The sequence below is a fragment of the Candidatus Pseudoscillospira sp. SGI.172 genome (assembly GCF_050313575.1).
Taxonomy (GTDB): domain Bacteria; phylum Bacillota; class Clostridia; order Oscillospirales; family Oscillospiraceae; genus Vermiculatibacterium.
In genome coordinates, this window is record NZ_JBNPLQ010000017.1 from 15,194 (window position 1) to 36,907 (window position 21,714).

At 63.2% G+C, this 21,714-nt stretch carries 19 protein-coding genes; 12 read left to right on the forward strand and 7 right to left on the reverse strand.

Annotation, left to right across the window (positions count from 1 at the left end):
• Positions 1–93 precede the first annotated feature (93 nt).
• From ACQRD3_RS07945 to ftsZ, 10 genes are all read left to right on the forward strand, one after another.
• A complete protein-coding gene (locus tag ACQRD3_RS07945; RefSeq protein ID WP_427780855.1) occupies positions 94–2,487 on the forward strand; it encodes a penicillin-binding transpeptidase domain-containing protein in 2,394 nt (797 codons plus the stop codon).
• A gap of 42 nt (positions 2,488–2,529) precedes the next feature.
• On the forward strand, positions 2,530–3,957 hold the full coding sequence (locus ACQRD3_RS07950; RefSeq protein ID WP_080907454.1) for a UDP-N-acetylmuramoyl-L-alanyl-D-glutamate--2,6-diaminopimelate ligase: 1,428 nt from the start codon (positions 2,530–2,532) through the stop codon (positions 3,955–3,957).
• Positions 3,958–4,071: 114 nt separating this feature from the next.
• Positions 4,072–5,082, forward strand: a complete 1,011-nt coding sequence (mraY, locus tag ACQRD3_RS07955; RefSeq protein ID WP_080907455.1) for a phospho-N-acetylmuramoyl-pentapeptide-transferase — start codon at positions 4,072–4,074, stop codon at positions 5,080–5,082.
• Positions 5,083–5,124: 42 nt separating this feature from the next.
• A complete protein-coding gene (locus ACQRD3_RS07960) occupies positions 5,125–6,327 on the forward strand; it encodes an FtsW/RodA/SpoVE family cell cycle protein (protein WP_427780857.1) in 1,203 nt (400 codons plus the stop codon).
• Positions 6,328–6,554: 227 nt separating this feature from the next.
• Positions 6,555–7,673, forward strand: coding sequence for an undecaprenyldiphospho-muramoylpentapeptide beta-N-acetylglucosaminyltransferase (gene murG / locus ACQRD3_RS07965; protein WP_427780859.1), 1,119 nt, complete (start codon positions 6,555–6,557; stop codon positions 7,671–7,673).
• Between the two features lie 81 nt (positions 7,674–7,754).
• Complete coding sequence (gene murA, locus ACQRD3_RS07970; protein WP_080907457.1) at positions 7,755–9,017, forward strand: UDP-N-acetylglucosamine 1-carboxyvinyltransferase; 1,263 nt, start codon at positions 7,755–7,757, stop codon at positions 9,015–9,017.
• Positions 9,018–9,180: 163 nt separating this feature from the next.
• Positions 9,181–10,017, forward strand: a complete 837-nt coding sequence (locus ACQRD3_RS07975) for a cell division protein FtsQ/DivIB (protein ID WP_427780862.1) — start codon at positions 9,181–9,183, stop codon at positions 10,015–10,017.
• On the forward strand, positions 9,947–10,756 hold the full coding sequence (locus ACQRD3_RS07980) for a DUF881 domain-containing protein (protein WP_427780864.1): 810 nt from the start codon (positions 9,947–9,949) through the stop codon (positions 10,754–10,756). Before ACQRD3_RS07975 ends, ACQRD3_RS07980 begins: the two co-directional genes overlap by 71 nt.
• A complete protein-coding gene (locus tag ACQRD3_RS07985; protein WP_427780866.1) occupies positions 10,757–11,143 on the forward strand; it encodes a small basic family protein in 387 nt (128 codons plus the stop codon).
• Between the two features lie 51 nt (positions 11,144–11,194).
• Entirely contained in the window at positions 11,195–12,298 is a 1,104-nt protein-coding gene (ftsZ, locus tag ACQRD3_RS07990; protein ID WP_080907461.1) for a cell division protein FtsZ, read from the forward strand.
• 62 nt (positions 12,299–12,360) lie between these two features.
• Here ftsZ and ACQRD3_RS07995 read toward each other — a convergent pair whose 3' ends face one another.
• The 3 genes from ACQRD3_RS07995 to ACQRD3_RS08005 are packed head-to-tail and all read right to left on the reverse strand — an operon-like array spanning position 12,361 to position 14,268.
• The gene (locus tag ACQRD3_RS07995) at positions 12,361–12,858 is read right to left on the reverse strand and encodes a Gx transporter family protein (protein WP_198933261.1); all 498 of its coding nucleotides are present in this window, start codon (positions 12,856–12,858) and stop codon (positions 12,361–12,363) included.
• Positions 12,859–12,862: 4 nt separating this feature from the next.
• Positions 12,863–13,255, reverse strand: a complete 393-nt coding sequence (locus ACQRD3_RS08000) for a NusG domain II-containing protein (protein WP_158082938.1) — start codon at positions 13,253–13,255, stop codon at positions 12,863–12,865.
• A 2-nt stretch (positions 13,256–13,257) separates the two neighbouring features.
• Positions 13,258–14,268 (reverse strand): FAD:protein FMN transferase, encoded by a 1,011-nt coding sequence (locus ACQRD3_RS08005; protein WP_080907463.1) that lies wholly within the window; start codon positions 14,266–14,268, stop codon positions 13,258–13,260.
• A gap of 206 nt (positions 14,269–14,474) precedes the next feature.
• On the opposite strand from ACQRD3_RS08005, the gene ACQRD3_RS08010 reads away from it, so the two are divergent.
• Together ACQRD3_RS08010 and ACQRD3_RS08015 are read left to right on the forward strand one after the other, a co-directional pair.
• The gene (locus ACQRD3_RS08010; RefSeq protein WP_080907464.1) at positions 14,475–15,242 is read left to right on the forward strand and encodes an SDR family NAD(P)-dependent oxidoreductase; all 768 of its coding nucleotides are present in this window, start codon (positions 14,475–14,477) and stop codon (positions 15,240–15,242) included.
• A gap of 66 nt (positions 15,243–15,308) precedes the next feature.
• Positions 15,309–16,982: a formate--tetrahydrofolate ligase gene (locus tag ACQRD3_RS08015; RefSeq protein ID WP_427780870.1), complete on the forward strand. Its 1,674-nt coding sequence runs from the start codon at positions 15,309–15,311 to the stop codon at positions 16,980–16,982.
• A gap of 56 nt (positions 16,983–17,038) precedes the next feature.
• Here ACQRD3_RS08015 and ACQRD3_RS08020 read toward each other — a convergent pair whose 3' ends face one another.
• The 4 genes from ACQRD3_RS08020 to ftsH are packed head-to-tail and all read right to left on the reverse strand — an operon-like array spanning position 17,039 to position 21,622.
• Positions 17,039–17,506 (reverse strand): methylglyoxal synthase, encoded by a 468-nt coding sequence (locus ACQRD3_RS08020; protein ID WP_080907466.1) that lies wholly within the window; start codon positions 17,504–17,506, stop codon positions 17,039–17,041.
• Between the two features lie 20 nt (positions 17,507–17,526).
• On the reverse strand, positions 17,527–18,681 hold the full coding sequence (locus ACQRD3_RS08025; protein WP_427780872.1) for an aminotransferase class V-fold PLP-dependent enzyme: 1,155 nt from the start codon (positions 18,679–18,681) through the stop codon (positions 17,527–17,529).
• Entirely contained in the window at positions 18,678–19,799 is a 1,122-nt protein-coding gene (locus ACQRD3_RS08030) for a hypothetical protein (protein ID WP_080907468.1), read from the reverse strand. Before ACQRD3_RS08030 ends, ACQRD3_RS08025 begins: the two co-directional genes overlap by 4 nt.
• Before the next feature lie 38 nt (positions 19,800–19,837).
• A complete protein-coding gene (gene ftsH, locus ACQRD3_RS08035) occupies positions 19,838–21,622 on the reverse strand; it encodes an ATP-dependent zinc metalloprotease FtsH (protein WP_427780901.1) in 1,785 nt (594 codons plus the stop codon).
• Between the last annotated feature and the right edge of the window lie 92 nt (positions 21,623–21,714).

A 21,714-nucleotide genomic window follows, 5' to 3' on the forward strand; every position in this document is an offset into this window, starting at 1 on the left:
TATTGCGTGAAGACCCTGCTATAAAGAGAAATCCAAGGGCGTAAGAAAAAGAATTTTTTCTTACGCCCTTCACTGATGAAAGGGGAATGGCATATGAAAGGCAGAAAGCAGGACCCGGTCTCCAGAACGCCTGACCACCGGGCAAACCGGATCGTTTTGACCCGGACACTGATTCTGCTGGCTGTATTTGGCGTGGCGGCGTTCCTTCCGCTGTTTGGGCGGCTCTATGCCATCCAGATCCGGGATCACGACATGTATGAGCAAAAGGCCATCGACCAGCAGACCATGGACAACTCTGTGGCTGCCAACCGGGGCAAGATCACGGACGCCAACGGAAAGGTCCTGGCTGTGAGCGCCACGGTGTACGATATCATCGTCTCTCCCAAGGATTTTGCCTCTGTGCAGAAAAACTGGGACAAAAAATACGCCTCCGCGCCGGAAAAGGCGACCTACGCCCGGCCGGAGGCTGGGGACGTGGCGGCGGGACTGTCTGAGATCCTGGGCGTCGACACGGAGAAGCTCCTCAAAAGCCTGAGCAAGGACAGCTACTATGAGGTGGCCGCCAAACGGGTGGAGAAGGAGACGGCGGACCAGGTGCGTCAGTTCGTGCTGGACCATCACCTGTCCAACAGCGTCTATCTCAGCCCCACCACCAAGCGGTATTACCCCTGCGGCTCCTTGGCGTCCCAGGTCATCGGGTGGGTGAACCCCAATCTGGAGAACACCGGCGCCTACGGGATGGAGGCCCTATACGAAGAGGAACTGGCGGGCCAGACCGGACGGGTCGTCACCGCCAAGAAGGGCGACGGCACCGAGATGAAGTATTCCTTCCAGGACTACTACGACGCCACCGATGGCAATAATCTGGGCCTGACGCTGGATTCCACCATCCAGTACTACTGTGAGCGGATCCTGGAAAAGGGCATCGAGATGTTCGACGTGCGCAACGGCGGTTTTGCCATCGCCATGAATCCCAAGACCGGAGAGATCTTGGCCTGGGCCAACTCTCCCACCTATGATCTCAACTCCCCCTGGACCGTCACTGATCCGGTACTCAATCAATACCTGGAGACGGTGAAAAACGACCCCAGTGCCGGCGAGGAGGCATATGCCGCCGCCCTGAGCCAGATGCAGAACCAGCAGTGGCGCAACAAGGCCATCAATGACACCTATGAGCCGGGCTCCACCTTTAAGTCGGTGGTGCTGGCCGCCGCCCTGGAAGAGGGCGCGGTGAATGAGAACAGCCATTTTTACTGCCCCGGCTACGCTGTTGTGGCGGACCGGCGGATCAGCTGTTCCAAAAAGGCGCCCGGCCACGGCGACCAAAATCTGGCCCAGGCGGTGGCCAACTCCTGCAACCCGGCCTTTATCGCCATCGGACAGAAGCTGGGGGCGGAGAAGTTCTACAACTATCTGGAGGATTTCGGCTTTCTGGGCCCCACGGGCATTGATATGCAGGGGGAGTCCCAGCTCAGCCCCGTCCCCAACCTGATCTGGCCCCGGGATAAATTCACCAGCGCCAACGGCATCACCAATCTGGCGACCGCCTCCTTCGGGCAGGGCCTTCAAGTCACGCCCATCCAGCTCATCACGGCGGCTTCCGCTGTGATCAACGGCGGACACCTGATGCAGCCCTATGTCATGAAGTCCATCACCGACCCGGAGGGGAACGTGGTCCGGCAGAATCAGCCCACGGAAGTCCGTCAGGTTGTCAGCGCCGAGACCTCCCAGCGCTGCCGGACCATTCTGGAGGGCGTGGTGAACGGCGGCACCGGAAAGCGGGCCTATGTGCCCGGCTACCGCATCGGCGGCAAGACCGGTTCCTCTGAGACCCTGGACAGCCGGAGAGGCATCGACCACACCATCGTCTCCTTCCTGGGCTTTGCCCCCGCGGACGACCCTCAGGTGGTCATCCTTCTCATGTATGACAATCCCAAACCGGTGAGTGCCGGAAGCAACTTCACCGCCAAGGGCTACTACATCAGCGGCGGCAATATGGCCGCTCTGATGGCCGGCGAGCTGTTGTCCAATATTCTGGACTACATGGGGGTGGAGAAGAACTATACCGAGACTGAGAAGAGCATGGTGGACGTCACCGTGCCCAACCTGGTGGGCCAGACCGCCCAGGTGGGCCGGGAGTCGGCCGCCGGCGCGGGCTTTACGGTCCGCATGGTGGGAGAGGGAGATACCGTCACTGCCCAGATCCCGGTGGGAGGGGCCTCCATTCCCAGCGGCAGTGAGGTGGTCCTCTACCTGGGCGCGGAGAAGCCCACGGATCTGGTGACTGTCCCCGATGTGCGGGGCAAGACCGCTGCGCAGGCCAGGGAGATCCTGAGTCAGCACGGCCTGTATCTCAAAGTGGGAGGCTCCAGCAGCTACATGTCCGCCAACGCGGTGGCGGCCAGCCAGTCCATCAATGTGGGGACCTCGGTGGAACGGGGGACCGTGGTGGAGTGCCTGTTTGCCGACAACACCATGGTGGATTGACGGGGAACCAAACGCAAAGTGTGGATGGAAAGGGTGGTCGCGATGCAGCTGAAGACACTGCTGGAGGGGGTCGGCTATGCCGGGCCCGCGCCGGAGGATGTGGAAATCAAAGGACTCAGCTATGACACCCGCACGCTCCGCCCCGGCGAGCTCTTTGTGGCCCTGCGGGGCTATAAGACAGACGGTCACCGCTACATCGCCGAGGCCCTGGAAAAAGGGGCGGCCGCCATCGTCTGTGAGGAGGCGGGAGCGGGGCGGCTCACCGTTCCGGACAGCCGGGAAGCTCTGGCGATCCTCTCGGCCAACTGGTTCGGGCATCCGGCCCGGGAACTGACCGTGGTCGGCGTCACCGGCACCAACGGCAAGACCACCACCACCAGCCTTTTAAAAGCCATGATCGAAGAGGCACTGGGGACGAAGGCAGGGCTTATCGGCACCAACGAAAACCGGGTGGGCGACGAGGTCTGCCCCGCCGAGCGCACCACCCCGGAAAGCTGGGAGGTCCAGCGCTGGCTCCGCCGGATGGCGGACAGCGGCTGCACCCATGTGGTGATGGAGGTCTCCTCCCACGCGCTGTGCCTCCACCGGGTGGACGGCATCCCCTTCGCCGTGGGGGCGTTTACGAACCTCACCCAGGACCATCTGGACTTTCACAAGACCATGGAGGCGTACAAGAAGGCCAAAGGCCGCCTCTTCCGGCAGTGCGGCACGGCGGTTTTGAATCTGGATGACGAGGCGGGACGCTCCTACGCCGCTGAAGCGCCCTGTCCGGTGTTCACCTACTCTGAGCGGCGGGACGAGGCCGACCTCACCGCCAAGAACCTGCGCCTCTTCTCGGATCGGGTAGAGTTCGAGGCGGTGACCCGGGAGGAGATTTCCCGGGTGAAGCTGGGCATTCCGGGCGGCTTTACCGTCTACAACGCCCTGTGCGCCCTGGGCTGTGCCCACGCTCTTGGGATCCCCCTGGGCAGGGCGTCCGCCGCGCTGGCGAAGGCCCCCGGGGTCAAGGGGCGGATGGAGGTGGTTCCCACCCCCGGGCCGGGGACTGTCCTCATTGACTACGCGCACACCCCAGACGCACTGGAAAACGCCCTCACCGCCCTGCGGGACTTTGCCCAGGGAAGGCTTATCTGCCTCTTCGGCTGCGGCGGCGACCGGGACCGGGGCAAACGGCCCATTATGGGAGCGCTGGCGGCCAGTCTGGCAGATTTTGTGGTGGTCACCTCCGACAATCCCCGCACGGAGGACCCCACAGCCATCATTGATGACATCCTGAAAGGGATGGAGGGATTTGACACGCCCCGGCTGGTGGAGCCGGACCGGCGAAAGGCCATCCGGGCTGCCGTGGCCCTGCTCGGGGAGGGGGACACCCTGGTGCTGGCCGGAAAAGGTCATGAGACATATCAGGAAGTGAACGGGGAAAAGCACCATCTGGACGAGCGGGAAGAGGTCGCGGCTTGTTTCTCCTGACAGTTGTGATCGCGCGGCTGACGTGATATAATACCCGCTTGCAGGTCAAGGTACTGCGGCATGGGACAGAGGCGGCCGCGCTTTCCGTCCACAAAAGAGCTGGAGGTTCAAAAGATGACATCGAGAATGGAAACTTTCGCGGCGGTCCTCATCGTGGCAGGGGTGAGCTTTGTGCTCACGGCCCTGTTCGGGAAGCTGCTCATTCCCATGCTCCGGCGGCTGAAGGCCGGGCAGTCCATCAAGGAAGACGGCCCCACCTGGCATATGGCCAAACAGGGGACCCCCACCATGGGCGGGCTCATGTTTATCCTGGCCATCGCCGTCACTGTGGGCGTCCTGGGCTGGAGCCATGTGGCCAACGGAGACCGGGGGGCGGTCTATGTGTTTTTCTTCGCCCTGGTCTTTGGCGTGATCGGCTTTCTCGACGACTACATGAAGGTGGTCCACCACCAGAATACCGGCCTCACCGCGGGCTGGAAGTTCCTTCTTCAGCTGGCCGCCGCCATTTTGATGACGGTGCTGCTCCGCTATGAGGGCTACCTCTCGCCCAATCTTTATCTTCCCTTTGCTCAGGTGAGCATCCCCCTGCCCTGGCCGGTGTATATGGTTTTTGCCGCCTTCGTCATGGTGGGCACGGTCAACGCCGTCAATATCACCGACGGCGTGGACGGTCTTTCCTCCTCCGTGACGGTGCCGGTGGCCCTCTTCTTCGTGGCGGTCACCGCCCGGTGGAACGAGGGGGAGCTGACGGTCTTTTCCGCCGCCCTGCTGGGCGGACTGCTGGGCTTTCTCCTCTATAACCGGTACCCTGCCAAGGTGTTCATGGGGGACACCGGCTCTCTCTTTCTGGGCGGCGCGGTCTGCGGGCTGGCCTTTGCCGCCGATATGCCGCTTATCCTGATCCTGGTGGGTGTGGTCTATATTGCGGAGACCTTATCTGACATTATACAGGTGACCTACTTCAAGGCCACCCACGGCAAGCGCATCTTTAAAATGGCCCCTCTCCACCACCACTTTGAGATGTGCGGGTGGAACGAGAAAAAGGTCGTGGCGGTGTTCACCGCGGTTTCCGCGGTGTTCTGCGTTCTGGCCTGGTTCGGTGTGGCGGGCCGGTATCTCATTTAAGCCCGCAAGCTGCGGAGATGCCCGGAACAGGAGGGGAAATTCATGCCAAAACTGAAACGCGACCTCACCATGGAAGAGCAGCTGGCCCGGGGGCCCATGGATCTGCCCTTCCTCATGCTGGTGGTGCTTCTCACCGGGATCGGCGTCATTATGGTGTTCTCCGCCTCCTACGCCACCGCCCTCAACGAAGGTCACGCCGCCACCTATTATTTCATTCGACAGGGGATCTTCGCGGCGGCCGGGCTGGGGCTGTTGTATGTCACCTCCAAGATCAACTACCAGTCCTTCCGATGGATGTCGGTGTTTGTGCTGGGCTTTGCCCTGGTTCTGCTGGTGCTGGTGCTGGTGCCGGGCATCCACACCAACCGGTCGGACGGCGTCAAGCGGTGGATCCGCTCGATCGGCCCGATACCTGCCTTCCAACCCTCCGAGTTTGCCAAGCTGGGTGTCATCCTCTACTTCTCCGCCCGGATGTCCAAGCGGGGAAGTGAGAAGAAAAAGAAATTCAACACCCGAACGTTGTCCGGGACCCTGCTGCAAAAGGCGGATGGGTGGGGGTTCACCGAGCTGGTGCCATACGGCGTGATCCTGCTGGTCATCATGCTGCTCATGAAGCTCGAGCCCCACATGTCGGGCACCATCCTCATCCTGATCCCGGCCGCCGCCATTCTCTTTGCCGGCGGTGTGCGGCTGGGATGGTTTGCCCTGGGCGGGGCTGCGGTGGGGGGCTTGCTGGCTCTGACTATGACGGGTTATCAGTCCACCCGTATTCTGGTGTGGAAAGACCCCTGGGCCTATCCCAAGGACGGCGGATATCAGATCATTCAATCCCTCTATGCCATCGGGTCCGGAGGGCTGTTCGGAGTTGGCTTCGGACAGAGCCGGCAGAAGCAGCTTTTCATCCCGGAGCCGGAGAATGACTTCATCTTCTCCATCGTTTGCGAGGAGTTGGGACTCATTGGGGCGGGGCTCATCCTGCTCCTCTTCGTCATGCTCATCGTCCGGGGCTACTGGATCGCCCTCCACGCCCGGGACCGGTTCGGCTCCCTGCTGGCAGTGGGCGTCACTACGCTGATGGCGGCACAGGTGTTCCTGAACATCTCGGTGGTCACCAATTTTCTGCCCACCACCGGCATTTCTCTGCCTTTCTTCAGTTATGGAGGTACGGCGCTCATGATCCAACTCATTGAGATGGGCATTGTGCTGGCGGTCTCCCGGCAGATTCCCGCCCCCAAGCAGGGCTGACCTACTTTCTTTTTCAAAAGAAAGTAGGCAAAGAAAACTTTCATAGAGGGCCGCGCTTCTTTTTGAAACAGAAAGCGGGCAGGAAAACTTTCGTAAAAGGCCGCGCTTCTTTTTGAACAGAAAGCGGGTAAGAAAACTTCCGTAAAAGACCGTACTTCTTTTTGAAACAGAAAGCGGGCAGAAAAACTTCCGTAGAAGGCCACGCTTCTTTTTTAGGGGGATTTTGAATGAACGTTTTATTCACCTGCGGCGGTACGGCTGGACATATCAATCCCGCCGTGGCTCTGGCCCGGATGTTTCAAGAGCGGGAGCCGGGCTGCCGTATCCTCTTCGTGGGGGCAGACGGGGGCATGGAGACCCGGCTGGTCCCCAAGGAGGGCTTTGAGCTCAAAACGGTGACCATCACCAACTTCCGCCGGTCCGTGACTCCCGCCGCCATCGGTCACAACGTTAAGACGGTGTTCAACATGGGCCGCGCCGACAAGCAGGCCAAGGCTATTCTGGATGATTTTCGGCCAGATCTGGTGGTGGGCACCGGGGGCTATGCCAGCTTCCCGGTGGTGAAGGCCGCCGCCAAGCGGGGCATCCCCACCGCTGTCCATGAGTCCAACGCCGTCCCCGGCCTCACTACCAAGGCGCTCTCCAAGGTGGCGTCGGTGGTGATGGTGGGGTTTGAGGAGAGCCGCGACCACTATGAACACCCGGAGAAGGTGGTGGTCACCGGCACCCCGGTACGGGGGGATTTCTTCCGGTACACCCGCATGGAGGCGCGGGAGAAGCTGGGCTTTACCGACGACCGGCCCCTCCTTCTGTCTTACTGGGGGAGCCTGGGGGCTGAGGTGATGAACGGCTACATGGGTGAGTTCATCCGCCTGGAGTGTGCCAACGCCCAGCCCTTCCGCCATATCCACGGCGCGGGGCGGGATTTCGCCTCTGTGACCCGGGCCCTGGCCGACACCGACGTGTGCAAGGCCTGCCACCCCGGGGTGGAGGTGCGGGAGTATATCTATGACATGCCGCTGGTGATGGCGGCGGCCGATCTGGTCCTCTGCCGCTCGGGGGCCTCCACCATCTCCGAGTTGGCGGCCATCGCCAAACCGGCCATCCTGGTGCCCTCCCCCAATGTCACCGCCGACCACCAGACCAAGAACGCCAAGGTGCTGGCCGACGCCGGAGGCGCGTTGCTTCTCCCTGAGAAGGAATGTTCGGGACGGCGGCTCTATGAGGAGGCCTCCGCCCTTCTGCGGGATGGGATCCGCCGGGAGCACATGGCCAGGGCCCTCTCCGCACTGGCCATTCCGGACGCCAACGAGAAGATCTACGCCACCCTTCAGACCCTGCTCTGATCCCCTGTGTGCCCCGTCCGGTACCCAATGGGCCCCTTCCGCATAGGATGGCCCAAAGGAAATCCGCAGGGAGGGCGAACAATGAGCGTTTTCAGAATCGAGGGGGGGCATCCCCTGACCGGGACCGTCCGGACGCAGGGGGCCAAAAACAGCGTTTTGCCGATTTTGGCGGCCACCCTTCTCTCGCCGGGTGAGAGTGTGATCCACAACTGTCCAAGGCTGACCGATGTGGAATACACACTGGAGATCCTCCGCCGGCTGGGGTGCCGTGCGGAGCGGGAAGGGGAGACGGTGACCGTTTCAGCCGCCGCGCCCACCGAGTGGGAGATCCCGGACGACTTGATGCGGGAGATGCGCTCCTCGGTGATCTTCCTGGGGGCGATTCTGGGGCGCATGGGCCGGGCTGAACTGTCCTATCCGGGCGGCTGCGAGCTGGGTCCCCGGCCCATCGATCTTCACCTGTCCGCCCTGCGGGCCCTTGGGGCGGAGATCGATGAGCGGGGCGGGCGGCTTTCCTGCCGGGGCGCGCTCACCGGAGCGGACATCACCCTTGCTCTGCCCAGCGTGGGGGCCACTGAGAACATCATGCTGGCCGCCGTGCGGGCGGAGGGGATCACCTCCATCACCAATGCCGCCCGGGAGCCCGAGATCGTGGATCTCCAGAATTTTTTGAACGCCTTGGGCGCTGAGGTGCAGGGCGCAGGCAGTTCGGTCATTACCATCCGGGGCGGGCGGCCGCTCCACGGCGGGGAGCACACCGTCATCGGCGACCGCATCGCGGCGGCCACCTGGCTTTCCGCGGTGGCGGCCGCCGGGGGAGAGGCCAGGATCACCGGTGTGGACTGGCGGCATCTGTCCACCGTCACAGCCGTTCTCTCCGAGGCGGGCTGCAAGATCGAGAGTGCTCCGAATATCATTGCCATCCGGGCTCCGGAACGCCTGCGGGCGGTGCGCCCCATCCGCACGGCGCCCTACCCCGGTTTCCCAACCGACGCCCAGGCCATTATGATGGCGGCGTTGTGTACGGCGGAGGGCGCCACCGTGTTTGCCGAGAATATCTTCGACAGCCGATACCGCCATGTGGATGAGCTGGTTCGAATGGGGGCCGACATCCGGGTGGAGGGAAAAGTGGCCGTGGTCTACGGCGTTCCGAGACTGTTCGGAGCGCAGGTGACCGCCGCCGATCTCCGGGGCGGTGCGGCACTGGCAGTGGCCGCACTGGGGGCGGAGGGAGAGACGATCCTCTCCGGGCTGCGGCACGTCCGGAGGGGTTACGCCGACCTGCCCGCCGACCTGAGAGCCCTGGGAGCCAGCGTGACAGAGGAAGAATTCAGGGATTCTTAACGATTTCTTTCTTTTTGCATGGTACAATACAGAAAAAGGCGGCCTGTGAGCCCCCGTGCGGACATGAAGCCGTGGAAGAGAGGAACACCCGGATATGGCGGCGAGAAAAAAACGAAATCGACACCGGCGGAGGAGAGGACGCTTCGGCTTCCTCTATCCGCTGTTGTCATTTTTGATCATCTTCGCCGCCATTCTGGCAGGCAGTGTGGCTTTTTTCCGGGTCAATCAGGTGACTGTGGTGGGCAACAGCCGCTACACCGCCGAAGAGGTGGCGGAGGCTTCCGGAGTCCAAATCGGGGACAACCTATGCCTCATCAACAAGCCCAAGACCGCCCAGAGCATCCTGAGGCGGCTGCCCTATGTGGAAAAGGTGTCGCCGGTCCGCCGGCTGCCCGACACCCTGGAGCTGCGGATCACCGAGACCTCAGCGGTGGCTGCTGTCCAGGCGGAGGAGAGCTGGTGGCTGCTGGATGCCGACGGCAAGCTGCTGGAGCAGGGGGACGCCTCGCTCCGGGGCAGCCTGCCCCAGGTGCTGGGCCTCACGCCCATCGCCCCGTCGCTGGGCAGTCGGGTGGCTGTGGATCAGGAGACGGAGGAGGCCCCCCTCAAGGTGGAGAGCCTGCGCGCTCTGCTGTCCGCTCTGGCGGAACGGGGGATGTCGGGGAACCTCACGGAATTTATCGATCTGACGGCCTCCAACGTCATTTACTTCGGATACGGCGAGGGACTGACGGTGGCGGTGCCGATGACAGGCGATTTTGACAAGCGGGTCTTTTCCCTTCAGCGGGTCATGGAAACCTTTGCACAGCGGGGGGAGGCCGTGACGGGGACGCTGGATCTGACCTACGGCGACGAACAGGCCCGTCTGCTCACCAGCCGGTGGACTCCCGCCGAACAGACCGGAAACGAACAGGAAGGAGGCGGCACAGATGGTGCATCTCAGCCCGAAGCAGGAACAGACACAGGAGACGCCGGAGCAGCGGAGTCCCCGGCGGCCTAAGAGCGCGGGGAGCATGTCGGTGGCGCTGGTGTTTGCCATTGTCGGATTTCTGCTGGCCTCACAGTTGAGGAGCGTGTGGGTCAACACCCAGGCTGCGGCTTCCGACACCAGCCGTCTGGAGACGCTGCAGGAGCTCTACAATCAGGAATTGGACAAGTCTGATGCTCTGCAAAAGCAACTCAAACAGACGCAGGAGGAGCTGTCTCTTTACCGCCAGCAGACGGCAGACGGCAGCACCCGGGGGGAGGCCCTGAAGGCAGAGCTGGATAAGCTGGAGATCACCGCCGGACTGGTAGAGGTCACCGGCCCGGGCGTGAGCGTGGTCATGTCCGACTCTACCGCGGTCAACGCTACGGGAGAGGAGGCCGACTACATCATCCACGACTCCGACCTACTGTCGGTGATCAACGAGCTGCGTTCGGCGGGAGCGGAGGCCATCTCCCTCAACGGGGAGCGGCTTCTGGCCACCAGCGAGATCCGCTGTACCGGTGCGGTGGTGACGGTGAACGGACGGCGGTATGCCGCCCCCTATGTCATCTTTGCCATCGGAGATCCCGCTACGCTTTACAATGCCCTCACCATGCGAAACGGCGTAGTGGACATTCTGGGGCAGTGGAAGATCAGCGTCCAGGTCAACACCAGTACCCAGCTTACCATCCCCAAGTACCAGGGGGCGGTGGAGTACCGGTACGCCAAACCGGCGGAGAGCCTTCCGCCGCAGGAAGAGGGGGTGGGCTGAGTGCTGGAGCTGATCGGACTGACGGCCGGGCTGCTGCTGGGGTTCCTCATCCCCCTGCACTTTCCGGCGAGCATGACCCTCTATGTGGGGGTGGGGCTGCTGGCCGCCCTGGACTCGGCTCTGGGTGGGATGCGTTCCCGGCTCAAGGGGGAATTCCATCTGCCCATCTTTTTGTCGGGCACCATCGGAAACGCCGCCATCGCGGTGTTCCTCACCGCGCTGGGTGAGCGCATGGGAATTCCCATGTATTTGGCTGCTGTGGTGGTGTTTGGCACCCGAATGTTCCAAAACTTTGGGGAAATCCGCAGAGAGCTATTGACCTCGAAGCCAAAGAAGGATAAAATAAAGCAAGATGTAGAACCCAGCGGGGAATTCGACACAAAATGAGGTCGTTTTTCCCCCTTACATAACGATAAGATGGTTTTAGGAGGAGCAGTTATGCCGTTTGGATTGGATACAGGTCCGGAGTCTGTCGTCAATATCAAAGTGATCGGAGTGGGCGGCGGCGGCAATAATGTGGTGAACCGAATGGTGAAGTCGGGCGTGAAGAGCGTAGATTTCATCTCTGTCAATACAGACAAGCAGGCGCTGGCCATTTCCAGCGCCAATCAGAAGATCCAAATCGGCGAAAAGCTCACCGGCGGCCAAGGCGCGGGGTCGAACCCGGAAGTGGGTCGCAAGTCCGCTGAGGAGAGCCGGTCTCAGATCGCCAAGGCGCTGGAGGACACCGACATGGTGTTCATCACCGCCGGTATGGGCGGCGGCACCGGCACCGGCGCGGCCCCCATCGTGGCCGACATCGCCAAGGAAGCCGGCCTCCTCACGGTGGGCGTGGTCACCAAGCCCTTCAACTTTGAGGGCCGTCGCCGGATGCAGCAGGCCGAGGCTGGCATCGAGGAACTCAAGACCAAGGTGGACTCCCTGGTCATCATCCCCAATGAGCGGCTGAAGTTCGCCACCGATCAGAAAATCACCTTCGCCAACGCCTTCGAGATCGCCGACGACGTGCTGCGTCAGGCGGTGCAGTCCATCTCCGACCTCATCAAGAACACCGGCTTCATCAACCTGGACTTTGCCGACGTTACCGCTGTGATGCAGTCTGCCGGAATGGCTCACATGGGCGTGGGCCGGGGCGCAGGCAAGACCAAGGCCGAGGAGGCCGCCAAAATGGCCATCTCCAGTCCCCTGCTGGAGACCTCCATCAACGGTGCCCGGGGCGTGCTGGTCAATATTACCGGTTCCATGGACATCGGGCTGGAAGAGGTGGAGACCGCCGCCGAGCTGGTGCGGCAGGCCGCCCATCCCGAGGCACTCATTATCTTCGGCGCGGCCTTTGACGAGTCCCTGGAGGACGAAATTCAGGTCACCGTCATTGCCACCGGCTATGATGAGGCGACCCAGAAGGCCAACGCCGCCGACAAGGCCTTTACCAAAGCTGGCGAAAAGGTGGGGGGAGACAAGAAGGGCGAGGGCGAGAAAAAGCCCGCAGACGACGACGACACCTGGCAGTCCATCTTCAACATCTTCAACCGCGAGCAGTAAACGAACAGAGCGCCGCCCCTGCCAAGGCAGGGGCGGCGCTTTTTGATGAAGATGAGGGGACGTCAGGGGATCCGCCTGCCCAGGCGGGCCAGCAGAAGCTGGGCCCCCAGACCGGTAAAGGCCCCGGCGATCACGCCGGTGATGAGGAGCACGGGCAGATAGAGGACGAGCTGGGGCGTGCGGGCAATGAGAATGGCTGCGCCCATCTGCCCCAGGTTGTGGAAGATGGCCCCAATGGCGCCGCATACCCAGAGCTGTTTTTCCGTAAGGATCTTCCGAAACAGCAGCATGGACAGGTAGCAGAGCAGTCCCCCTGCCAGGGAGTAGAGGAAGGTGGAGCCCCCGGCAAAGAGGCTGCCCAGAAAAATGCGGCATAGCAGGATCATCAAGGTGTCCCCCGGGCCCAGGGCAAACATGGCGTACACCGTCACGATGTTGGCAAGACCCAGCTTCATGCCCGGCACGGGGACCACAGGCGGGATCTGGGCCTCGGCCACAAATATGGTGAGGGCAATGGCGGTGAGGAGGGCGCAGAGGGTCAGTCGCTTCGTCTGTTTCATCCGCTCACCCCACCGCTCCGTCGATCTCCGGCTCGGCAGAGCCGTCCTCGATCTGGATGACCAGAGCATTGGGCAGGCACACCACCGGGACGACGCCGGTCTCGATCCAGCCTTGGTGGACACACACCTGGTCGGGGCAGTCGGCCTCCTTCACCCGAATCTTTCCCCGGGCCACCTCCACCACGTCGGTGATGCCGCTTTTTCCCGTGTAGGTGCGGGTGTAGGACTCGGTGACGGCGGCGAGGTCGATGCGCTCCACCAGCTCACCGTCCAGATAGATGGCGGCTATGGAGCCGGTAGGCACCCGGGAGAGCAGAAGCCAGGCGGCCAGGGCGGAGCCAGCCACGATCACGCCCAGCAGGATGAGCCAGAAACGATTGGACAGCGTTTTTTTCAAAGTCATTCCTCCACGATCCGTAAGGTATAGCCGGAATCCTCCCGCAGCGTGAAGCGGTCGGCCAGTCCGGCGGTGATTTGAACGGTGTGATCCTCCCCGATGAGGACCGCTTCGAAATCGTCGCTCTGCCGCCAGCAGTCCAGTGCCTTCTCCGGCCCCAGAACGAAGAGGCCGGTGGATAGGCCGTCGCACGCCGTTCCGCTCTTCCCCACGATGGTGGCGGAGAGAAGGCCGCTCCGGGCCGGCGCACCGGTGTCCGGGTCGATGATGTGCCAGTAGCGGACGCCGTTTTCCTCAAAGTAGCGCTGATAGCCTCCCGAGGTGACTGCGGCCTCGTCAGTGAGCTCCAGCCAGCCCACATAGTCCTCACTCTCACCCTCAGGGTCCTGGACGGCCACCCGCCAGGGGGAGCCGTCGGGCTTTGCCCCCACTGTCTGGACGTTCCCCCCCAGATTCAAGATGGCGGAGGTCACCCCCGCCTCCTTCAAAAGCGAGGCGCACTGCTCTCCGGCGTAGCCCTTGGCCAGTGCGCCGAAGTCCAGCTCCATCCCCGCCGGAAGTGTGACGGTATCCCCGTCCATATGGACGGCATGGTCATCCACCCGGGTGAGCAGGTCTGCCAGCTCTTCCGCGTCCGGGATCCGGTAATCGCCTGTGGTGAATCCCCAGGCCTTGACCACGGGATAGAGCGTCACGTCCAGCGCGCCGCCGGTGCGGTCGCCCAGCGCGGCGGCGGCGTTCAGCAGGGCGGCGGTGTCCGTCCCCACGGTTACAGGCGCGCCTGCGCTGTGGTCGATGGCCCATACCTCACTGTCCTCCCGCGTCACGGAGAGCGTTTTTTCCAGGCGATTGATCTCCGCCTCGGCGGCGGACAGCCCTTCCCGGGCGTGGGAGCCGTAGGCGGTGAGGGTCATGACGGTGTCCATGGCGAAAATTGTGGTGCTCTCTTCCGTGCTGGAGCAGCCGGAGAGCAGGAGGAGCACAGCCAGAGAGAGGGCAAGCGGTCGTTTCAAAGAGATGCCACCTTTTCAGTCATAATCACTCAATATTGTACCCCAGAGAAGGGGAAAAGGCAATCCCTTCAACAAAGTTGCGGGCATGGGCATTTTTGACGCCTTTTTTCCCTTGTACCGCCTGAAACGGGGTGGTAGAATACAACTAATTCCATACTGGGTGGTATGATAATTGGACGGACCATTTGGTCCCGGAGGTGTTTTTGATGCGGATTGGGATCGTGACAGGGGCCTCCTCCGGTCTGGGAAGGGCCTACGCGCGCCAGATCGACAAGACGATGAAGTTGGACGAGCTGTGGCTGGTGGCCCGGCGGGAGGATCGGCTGAACCGCCTGGCGGAAGAGTTGAACGTCCGGTGCCGGATCTTCCCGCTGGATCTGACCCGGCGGGAGAGCACGGAGGAGCTCCGAGGAGCGCTGGAAGAGGAACAGGCCCGGGTGGAGATTTTGATCTGCGCCGCGGGCTTCGGCAAATTCGGCCGGGCGGAGGACCTGACGGCGGCGGAGACCGACGACATGATCTCCCTCAACTGCCGGGCGGCGGTGGAGCTGACGCGGGTGTGCCTGCCCTATCTGGACCGGGGGAGCCGGGTGCTGGAGGTCTGCTCCTGCGCCGGATTTCAGCCGCTGCCGGGGATGAATCTCTACGCGGCCACCAAGGCCTTCCTGCTTCGCTATACCCGCGCGCTCCGCTGGGAGCTGGCGGGCCGGGGCATCCTGGTGTCGGCGGTGTGTCCCTACTGGATTAAGACGGAATTCATGGAGGTGGCCCGGAACACCTCCCACCCGGAGGCGGTGCGCCACACCCCCTTTGCGGTCAGGCCGGAGTCGGTGGCAGCCTGGTCCATGAGCATGAACCGGCTGGGCCTGGCTGTCATCACCGGCGGTCCCATCCCCCTGGCCATGCGCCTGGGGAGCAAGCTTCTGCCCAGCTGTGTGCCCATGGCGGTCTGGGAGGGCATGCGCAGAATGTAATCCCCGGCTCCCCGGCGGGAGCCTGCATATTAAAAGGATCAGCCCGCGATAGAAAGAAAGGAAGAGATGCCCATGCAGACCGATATTCAGATCGCCCAGAGCGCAAAGCTGCGCCCCATTCCGGAGATTGCCGCCAAGCTTTCCCTGACGTCGGAACAGCTCATCCCTTACGGCTACGATAAGGCCAAGGTGGAGCCGGACGCCTATCGGGCTATGCCCCGGAAGGGACGGCTGATCCTGGTCACCGCCATCAACCCCACTCCCGCGGGGGAGGGCAAGACCACCACCTCCGTTGGCCTGGCCGACGCCCTCCAGCGGCTGGGCAAGCAGACCTGCCTGGCGCTGCGGGAGCCCTCCCTCGGCCCTGTGTTCGGCGTTAAGGGCGGCGCGGCAGGCGGCGGTTACGCCCAGGTGGTGCCCATGGAGGACATCAACCTCCATTTCACCGGCGACTTCCACGCCATCGGCGCGGCCAACAACCTGCTGGCGGCGATGCTGGACAACCACATCCAGCAGGGCAACGCCCTGGACATCGACGTGAAGAACATCACCTGGAAGCGCTGCGTGGACATGAACGACCGGCAGCTGCGCAATGTGATCGACGGTCTGGGCGGTCGAATGCAGGGCATGCCCAGGGAGGACGGCTTCGACATCACGGTGGCCAGCGAGGTCATGGCGGTGTTCTGCCTCTCCACTGGGCTCATGGACCTCAAGGAGCGCCTGGGTCGGATGGTGGTGGCCTACACCCGCGCCGGAAAGCCGGTCACCGCCCACGACCTGAAGGCGGAGGGAGCCATGGCCGCCCTTCTGAAGGACGCGCTGAAGCCCAATCTGGTGCAGACGCTGGAGGGGACTCCGGCTTTCATCCACGGCGGGCCCTTCGCCAACATCGCCCACGGCTGTAATTCGATCTCCGCCACAGACGCGGCCCTGCGGTTGGCCGACTATGTGGTCACCGAGGCTGGCTTCGGCGCCGACTTGGGCGCGGAGAAGTTCTTGGACATCAAATGCCGGGCGGCGGGCCTGCGCCCGGATGCCGTGGTCATCGTGGCCACCGTCCGCGCCCTCAAGCATCACGGCGGCTGCCCCAAGGCCGAGCTGGCCCGGGAAGATCTGGCGGCGCTGGAGAAGGGCCTTCCCAACCTGCTCAAGCATGTGGAGAACATCACCCGGGTCTATGGGCTCCCCGCCGTGGTGGCCATCAACCAGTTTGACTGCGACACCGATGCCGAGATCGCCATGATCCGGAAGGCCTGCGAGACCTACGGCGTGCGGGTGGCCCTCTCCCAGGTCTGGGGCAAGGGCGGCGAAGGCGGCGAGGAACTGGGCCGGGAGGTCCTGCGGGTCATCGAGGAGGGAGAGAACCACTTCCAGTTTGCCTATTCCGATGAGATGTCCCTTAAGGAGAAGATCGGGGCGGTGGCCCGGAAGGTCTACGGGGCGGATGGGGTGAACTTTGCCCCCGCCGCGGCCAAGGAACTGGAGAAGCTCACCGAGCTGGGCTTCGGGGCACTTCCAGTGTGCATGGCCAAGACCCAGTATTCCCTCTCAGACGATCAGAACCTCCTGGGTGCTCCCACGGGGTTCCGCATCACCGTGCGCAAGGCAAAGGTGTCGGCGGGCGCGGGGTTTGTGGTGGCCCTCACCGGGGATATCATGACCATGCCGGGGCTGCCGAAGGTTCCAGCCGCGGAGAATATCGACGTGGATGAAAACGGAAAGATTACAGGACTGTTTTAGCGGATCAAAAAAATGCGGACCGGCATTTGCCGGTCCGCATTTTTTTGATCCGTTGCCTACAGCGTAGCGGCCCGCTCCTTGACCGCCTCCTTGAAGTCGGAGACATAGTGGGTATACTCTGTGTTCAGATAGGGGGAGGAAATGAGAAAATCCGCTGTGGAACGGTTGTTGGCCATGGGGATATCGTATACCTGGGCGATGCGCAGCAGCGCCTTCACGTCCGGGTCGTGGGGCTGGGCAGTAAGGGGATCGGAGAAGAAGATCACCATGTCGATCTTGCCCTGGACGATCTGGGCACCCACTTCCTGGTCGCCGCCCAGAGGGCCGGAGTTGTAGCCGAACACCGGAAGACCGGTGCGCTGGGCGATCATTCGGGCTGTGGTGCCGGTGCCGCAGAGAAAGTGGCGGCTGAGGATCTCTTTATTGGCCTCGCACCACTCCATGATCTCCCCCTTCATATTGTCGTGGGCGATCAGAGCGATGCGCTTCTGAGAGTTGAGGGTGCGCTTGATCGAATTGGACATGGTAATCTCTCCTGTCTGTCTCAATTTGAGAAGAGCAGTTCGTAGACTGCTCCCTGCACGTAGTCGAGTTCTTCAAAGGTGGTCTCGGGCCCCACGGAGAAGCGGACCATCCCCCGGGGGAAGGTGCCCAGGTGCCGGTGGGCCGCCGGGGCGCAGTGGAGGCCGCTGCGGGTCTGGATACCGTAGTCCCGCTCCAGCAGGAAGGCCATCTCTCCGTTGTCCCGGCCCTGGAAATCCACTGACACCACCCCTACCCGTTCCCCGGGCCCGGGGCCGGGGACGGTGAGACCGTCCTCCGTCAGCTCACTGAGCCGGGCCCAGAGGTGTCCGCCCAGCCGCCGCTGGCGATCCATGAGGGCGGCGGCGCGGGGCTCGAAATAGGCCAGGGCGGTGTGCAGCCCGTAAATGCCAGGCAGATTCAGGGTGCCCGCCTCCAGCCGGTCCGGGAGGAAAGGGGGCATTTCCAGAGATTCCGACAGACTGCCGGTCCCCCCGGCAATCAGGGGATCCAGTGCCTGTGCCAGAGCGTCGGTAAGGAGCACAGCGCCGATCCCCTGAGGACCCAGCAGGCCCTTGTGGCCGGGGAGAGAGAGCCCATCGATGCCCATGGCGGCCATGTCGATGGGCACATGTCCGGCGCTCTGGGCGGCGTCCACCAGGAAAAAGACCCCTGCGGTCCGGCAGAGGGTCCCTACGGAGGCCAGGGGCATCAGCCCGCCGGTGAGGTTGGAGGCGTGGGTGAGCACCACGGCCCGGGCTCCGGGGAGGAGGGCGGGCAGCGCGTCAATCAGGAGCCGGCCGGCCTGGTCGCAGGGCAGCTCCTCCGCTGTCACGCCCAAGGTCTCCAGCTGGCGGAGGGGGCGCAGGACGGCATTGTGCTCCATGGGGGAGGTGAGGACCCGGTCTCCGGGGCGGAGGAGCCCCTTCAACAGGAGATTCAACCCGGCAGTGGCGCCGGAGGTGAACACCACGTTTTGAGGCGCGGGACCGCCCATCAGGCGGCAGAGCTGTTCCCGGGTCTCCCAGACCACACCGGCCGCCTCCTGAGCGGGGGCATAGCTTCCCCGCCCCACGTTCCGGCCCACAGTGTCAATATAGTCCGCCATGGCCTTTCCCACGCCGGGGGCCTTTGGGAAGGAAGTGGCGGCATGATCCAGATAATAAGTTCGTTTCATAATTCCGTCTCCAAAGGTTGGCGGAGGGTGTAGCCGTCGGTTCTCACCTGAGCGAGGACCCGGGAGATCACCGAGGGTGTGGCGGGCAGCGCGAGCCGGGCCACGGTGCGTTTGCTGTCCAGACTCCTCAACAGGGTAGAGGCATTGGAGCCGGTGACATTGACTGTCCAGCAGGACCAGCCGGCCGCATCCAATGTCTTGGTGAGGCTGGCGGGTGCGGAGACGATGCGGGTGCGGATGCGGGCAATGTGGGTAAGCAGTTCGTTGCCCCGGGCCAACTGCTCCTGCACCTCTTTCTCTGTGCCCTCCACTTTCAGCCCGATGGAGAAGCCGGATGCCACCGCCTGCCGGATCAGCCCGCTTTGGGCGGAGAGACGGTCAGGGGAGAAGAGCAGCAGGGCGTGTCCCGAGGTGCCGGAGAGAGCGGCGAGCAGGCTCTCTTCCGCCTGAGAGGCATCCACTGACAGATAGACCCATACGCCGGACTTGTTGTCCTTTTCCCCGGGGGCGGAGCTGGCAGAGGGAACGGCGGGCGTGGAAACCGGCGCGGAGGTGGGACCGACCACCGGTTCCATGCTTTTGAGAATGTTGTTATAGCGATAGGTCATGCTCAAAGTGGCCGAACTGAGGAACACGCTGTCGCTGAGGGACTGGGAGCCGTTGGTGATGCGGATCAGGGTGCCCCGGTCCACTGTGGGCAGAAAGGAGTACTGCAGGCCGAAGAAATTGCACACGGCGGCGGCTGGGACGTAGACCGCCCCGTTGCGCGTGACGGCCCGGAAGTTCATGGGATTGTCCTGCCCGTCCACGCACTGGCCCATGTTCACGGTAAAAACAAGCCGGCCGGACAGGGAATAGAGGGAGAGGATGGGGCCCCGGTCGGGGGCCAGGCCGTAGTAGACACCCAGATCCACTCCGGTGGCCGATTTGTCAAAGAGGCTGTATGGCACGTAGATGACGCCGTTCACCGCAACGGGGAGCAGCCCGCCGGGGAGGTCGCACATTTTGTCGTTGGCGGCCAGAAGATAGATGGTGGGTGTGGAGGCCGCCGCCCGGGGGAGCACGGCGGCAAACAGGATCGCCGCGGCGCACAGCAGCGCAGTCAGACGCTTTTTCAAGAGAGGGACCTCCTTTCCGACGGAAGGGACGGATAAAATCAGGACTCTGCCGGGGCGAACAGGGCCTCGAAGGTCTCGGCGTCCATGTTCTCGTGCTCCAGCAGGTACTGGGCCACCTGCTCCAGGTAGGCCCGGTCCCGGGTGAGAATGGTCTCGCAGGTGGCGTAGGCCGCGTCCAGAAGGCGCTTGACCTCCTCGTCGATGACGGCGGCCACCTCCTCGGAGTAGCTCTTGGCCTGAGCCATGTCGCGGCCGATAAAGACCTCGTCGTGTCCCGAGTCAAAGACCACGTTGCCCAGCCGGTCGCTCATGCCGTAGCGCATGACCATCTTCCGGGCGATGGAGCTGGCCTGCTGGAGGTCGCTCCCCGCGCCGGTGGAGATGTCGCCCAGCACCAGCTGCTCGGCGCACCGCCCGCCCAGGCACACGGCGATGCGGTCGGTGAGTTCCCGCCGGGACTGGAAGCTCTTGTCCTCCCGGGGCAGGTGGATGGTCATGCCGCCCGCCATGCCACGGGGAACGATGGTGATCTGATGCACGGGGTCCTGGGTGTCCAGGGCGTGGATGACCAGAGCGTGGCCGGCCTCGTGGTAGGCGGTGAGCTCCCGTTCCCGCTGGATGACCACCCGGCTTTTCTTTTCCGGTCCGGCCAGCACCTTGATGACCGACTCCTGCAGATCGGACATGGTGATGAAGGGCTGATGGAGACGGGCGGCCCGGAGGGCGGCCTCATTCATAAGATTTTCCAGATCCGCGCCGGTAAAGCTGGCGGTGGCCTTGGCCAGAGTGCCCAGGTTTACGTCCTCAGCCAGCGGCTTGTTGCGGGCGTGGATCTTCAGGATCTCCTCCCGGCCCTTCACATCGGGCGCGCCCACATAGACCTGCCGGTCAAACCGGCCGGGACGCAGCAGGGCGGGATCCAGAATGTCCACCCGGTTGGTGGCGGCCAGGACAACAACGCCCTCGTTGGAGCCGAAGCCGTCCATCTCCACCAGCAGCTGGTTGAGGGTCTGCTCCCGCTCGTCGTGGCCGCCGCCCAGGCCTGCGCCTCTTTGACGGCCCACGGCGTCGATCTCATCGATAAAGACGATGGCGGGGGAGTCCTTTTTCGCCTGATCAAAGAGGTCGCGCACCCGGCTGGCGCCCACGCCCACATAGAGCTCGACGAAATCAGAGCCGGAGATGGAGAGAAAATTGACGCCTGCCTCACCGGCCACGGCCTTGGCCAGCAGGGTCTTGCCGGTGCCGGGAGGGCCCACCAGGAGGATGCCCTTTGGGATGCGGGCCCCCAGATCCAGGTAGCGCTTGGGCTCCCGGAGAAAGTCCACCACCTCCTGGAGCTCGGCCTTCTCCTCGTCCGCACCCGCCACGTCGGCGAAGGTGATCTTCTTTCCTTCGGCCTCCACGGTCTTGGTGCGGGCGCGGCTGAACCGGCCCGGCTTCTCGCCGCCCACGCCGCCCCCGGCCTGACGCACCATCATGTTGTACCACAGTAGCCCGAACAGGCCCAGGATGACCAGCCAGGGCAGGAAGGAGACCCACCAGGGCAATACAGTGTCCTGTTGATAGTCGTAGTCGGCCAGGATGCCCGCCCGCTGCTGGGCCACCAACAGGTCGTTGAACTCATCGTGGAACATCTCGGCGCTGTACAGCCGCGCCGAGACCGTGGTGGAGCCGTTCCACGGTTCCTTGAGGGTCATGGTGAGGGTGTTGTCCTTGACCTTGACCGTCTCCACCTGCTGCTGCTCAAGGAGCGTGCGGATCTCGGCGGAGGAGGGCGTGGGGGGCGCGTCCATGCCCTTGAGGGCAAAGACAGTCACCATGAGGATGATGAGGATGAGGCTGAGGAAGCCCACGTCCCTGGGGCTGATTTTTTTGTTCAAGAGGGAGCCACGTCCTTTCCGGAAGCAATTCA

Excerpts from the sequence above, each read along its gene's own strand:
- ACQRD3_RS07945 (WP_427780855.1), top strand. The coding sequence starts at position 94 with ATGAAAGGCAGAAAGCAGGACCCGGTCTCCAGAACGCCTGACCACCGG.
- ACQRD3_RS07950 (WP_080907454.1), top strand. The coding sequence starts at position 2,530 with ATGCAGCTGAAGACACTGCTGGAGGGGGTCGGCTATGCCGGGCCCGCG.
- mraY (WP_080907455.1), top strand. The coding sequence starts at position 4,072 with ATGACATCGAGAATGGAAACTTTCGCGGCGGTCCTCATCGTGGCAGGG.
- ACQRD3_RS07960 (WP_427780857.1), top strand. The coding sequence starts at position 5,125 with ATGCCAAAACTGAAACGCGACCTCACCATGGAAGAGCAGCTGGCCCGG.
- murG (WP_427780859.1), top strand. The coding sequence starts at position 6,555 with ATGAACGTTTTATTCACCTGCGGCGGTACGGCTGGACATATCAATCCC.
- murA (WP_080907457.1), top strand. The coding sequence starts at position 7,755 with ATGAGCGTTTTCAGAATCGAGGGGGGGCATCCCCTGACCGGGACCGTC.
- ACQRD3_RS07980 (WP_427780864.1), top strand. The coding sequence starts at position 9,947 with ATGGTGCATCTCAGCCCGAAGCAGGAACAGACACAGGAGACGCCGGAG.
- ftsZ (WP_080907461.1), top strand. The coding sequence starts at position 11,195 with ATGCCGTTTGGATTGGATACAGGTCCGGAGTCTGTCGTCAATATCAAA.
- ACQRD3_RS07995 (WP_198933261.1), bottom strand. The coding sequence starts at position 12,858 with ATGAAACAGACGAAGCGACTGACCCTCTGCGCCCTCCTCACCGCCATT.
- ACQRD3_RS08010 (WP_080907464.1), top strand. The coding sequence starts at position 14,475 with ATGCGGATTGGGATCGTGACAGGGGCCTCCTCCGGTCTGGGAAGGGCC.
- ACQRD3_RS08015 (WP_427780870.1), top strand. The coding sequence starts at position 15,309 with ATGCCCATGCAGACCGATATTCAGATCGCCCAGAGCGCAAAGCTGCGC.
- ACQRD3_RS08020 (WP_080907466.1), bottom strand. The coding sequence starts at position 17,506 with ATGTCCAATTCGATCAAGCGCACCCTCAACTCTCAGAAGCGCATCGCT.
- ACQRD3_RS08025 (WP_427780872.1), bottom strand. The coding sequence starts at position 18,681 with ATGAAACGAACTTATTATCTGGATCATGCCGCCACTTCCTTCCCAAAG.
- ftsH (WP_427780901.1), bottom strand. The coding sequence starts at position 21,622 with ATGGTGACTGTCTTTGCCCTCAAGGGCATGGACGCGCCCCCCACGCCC.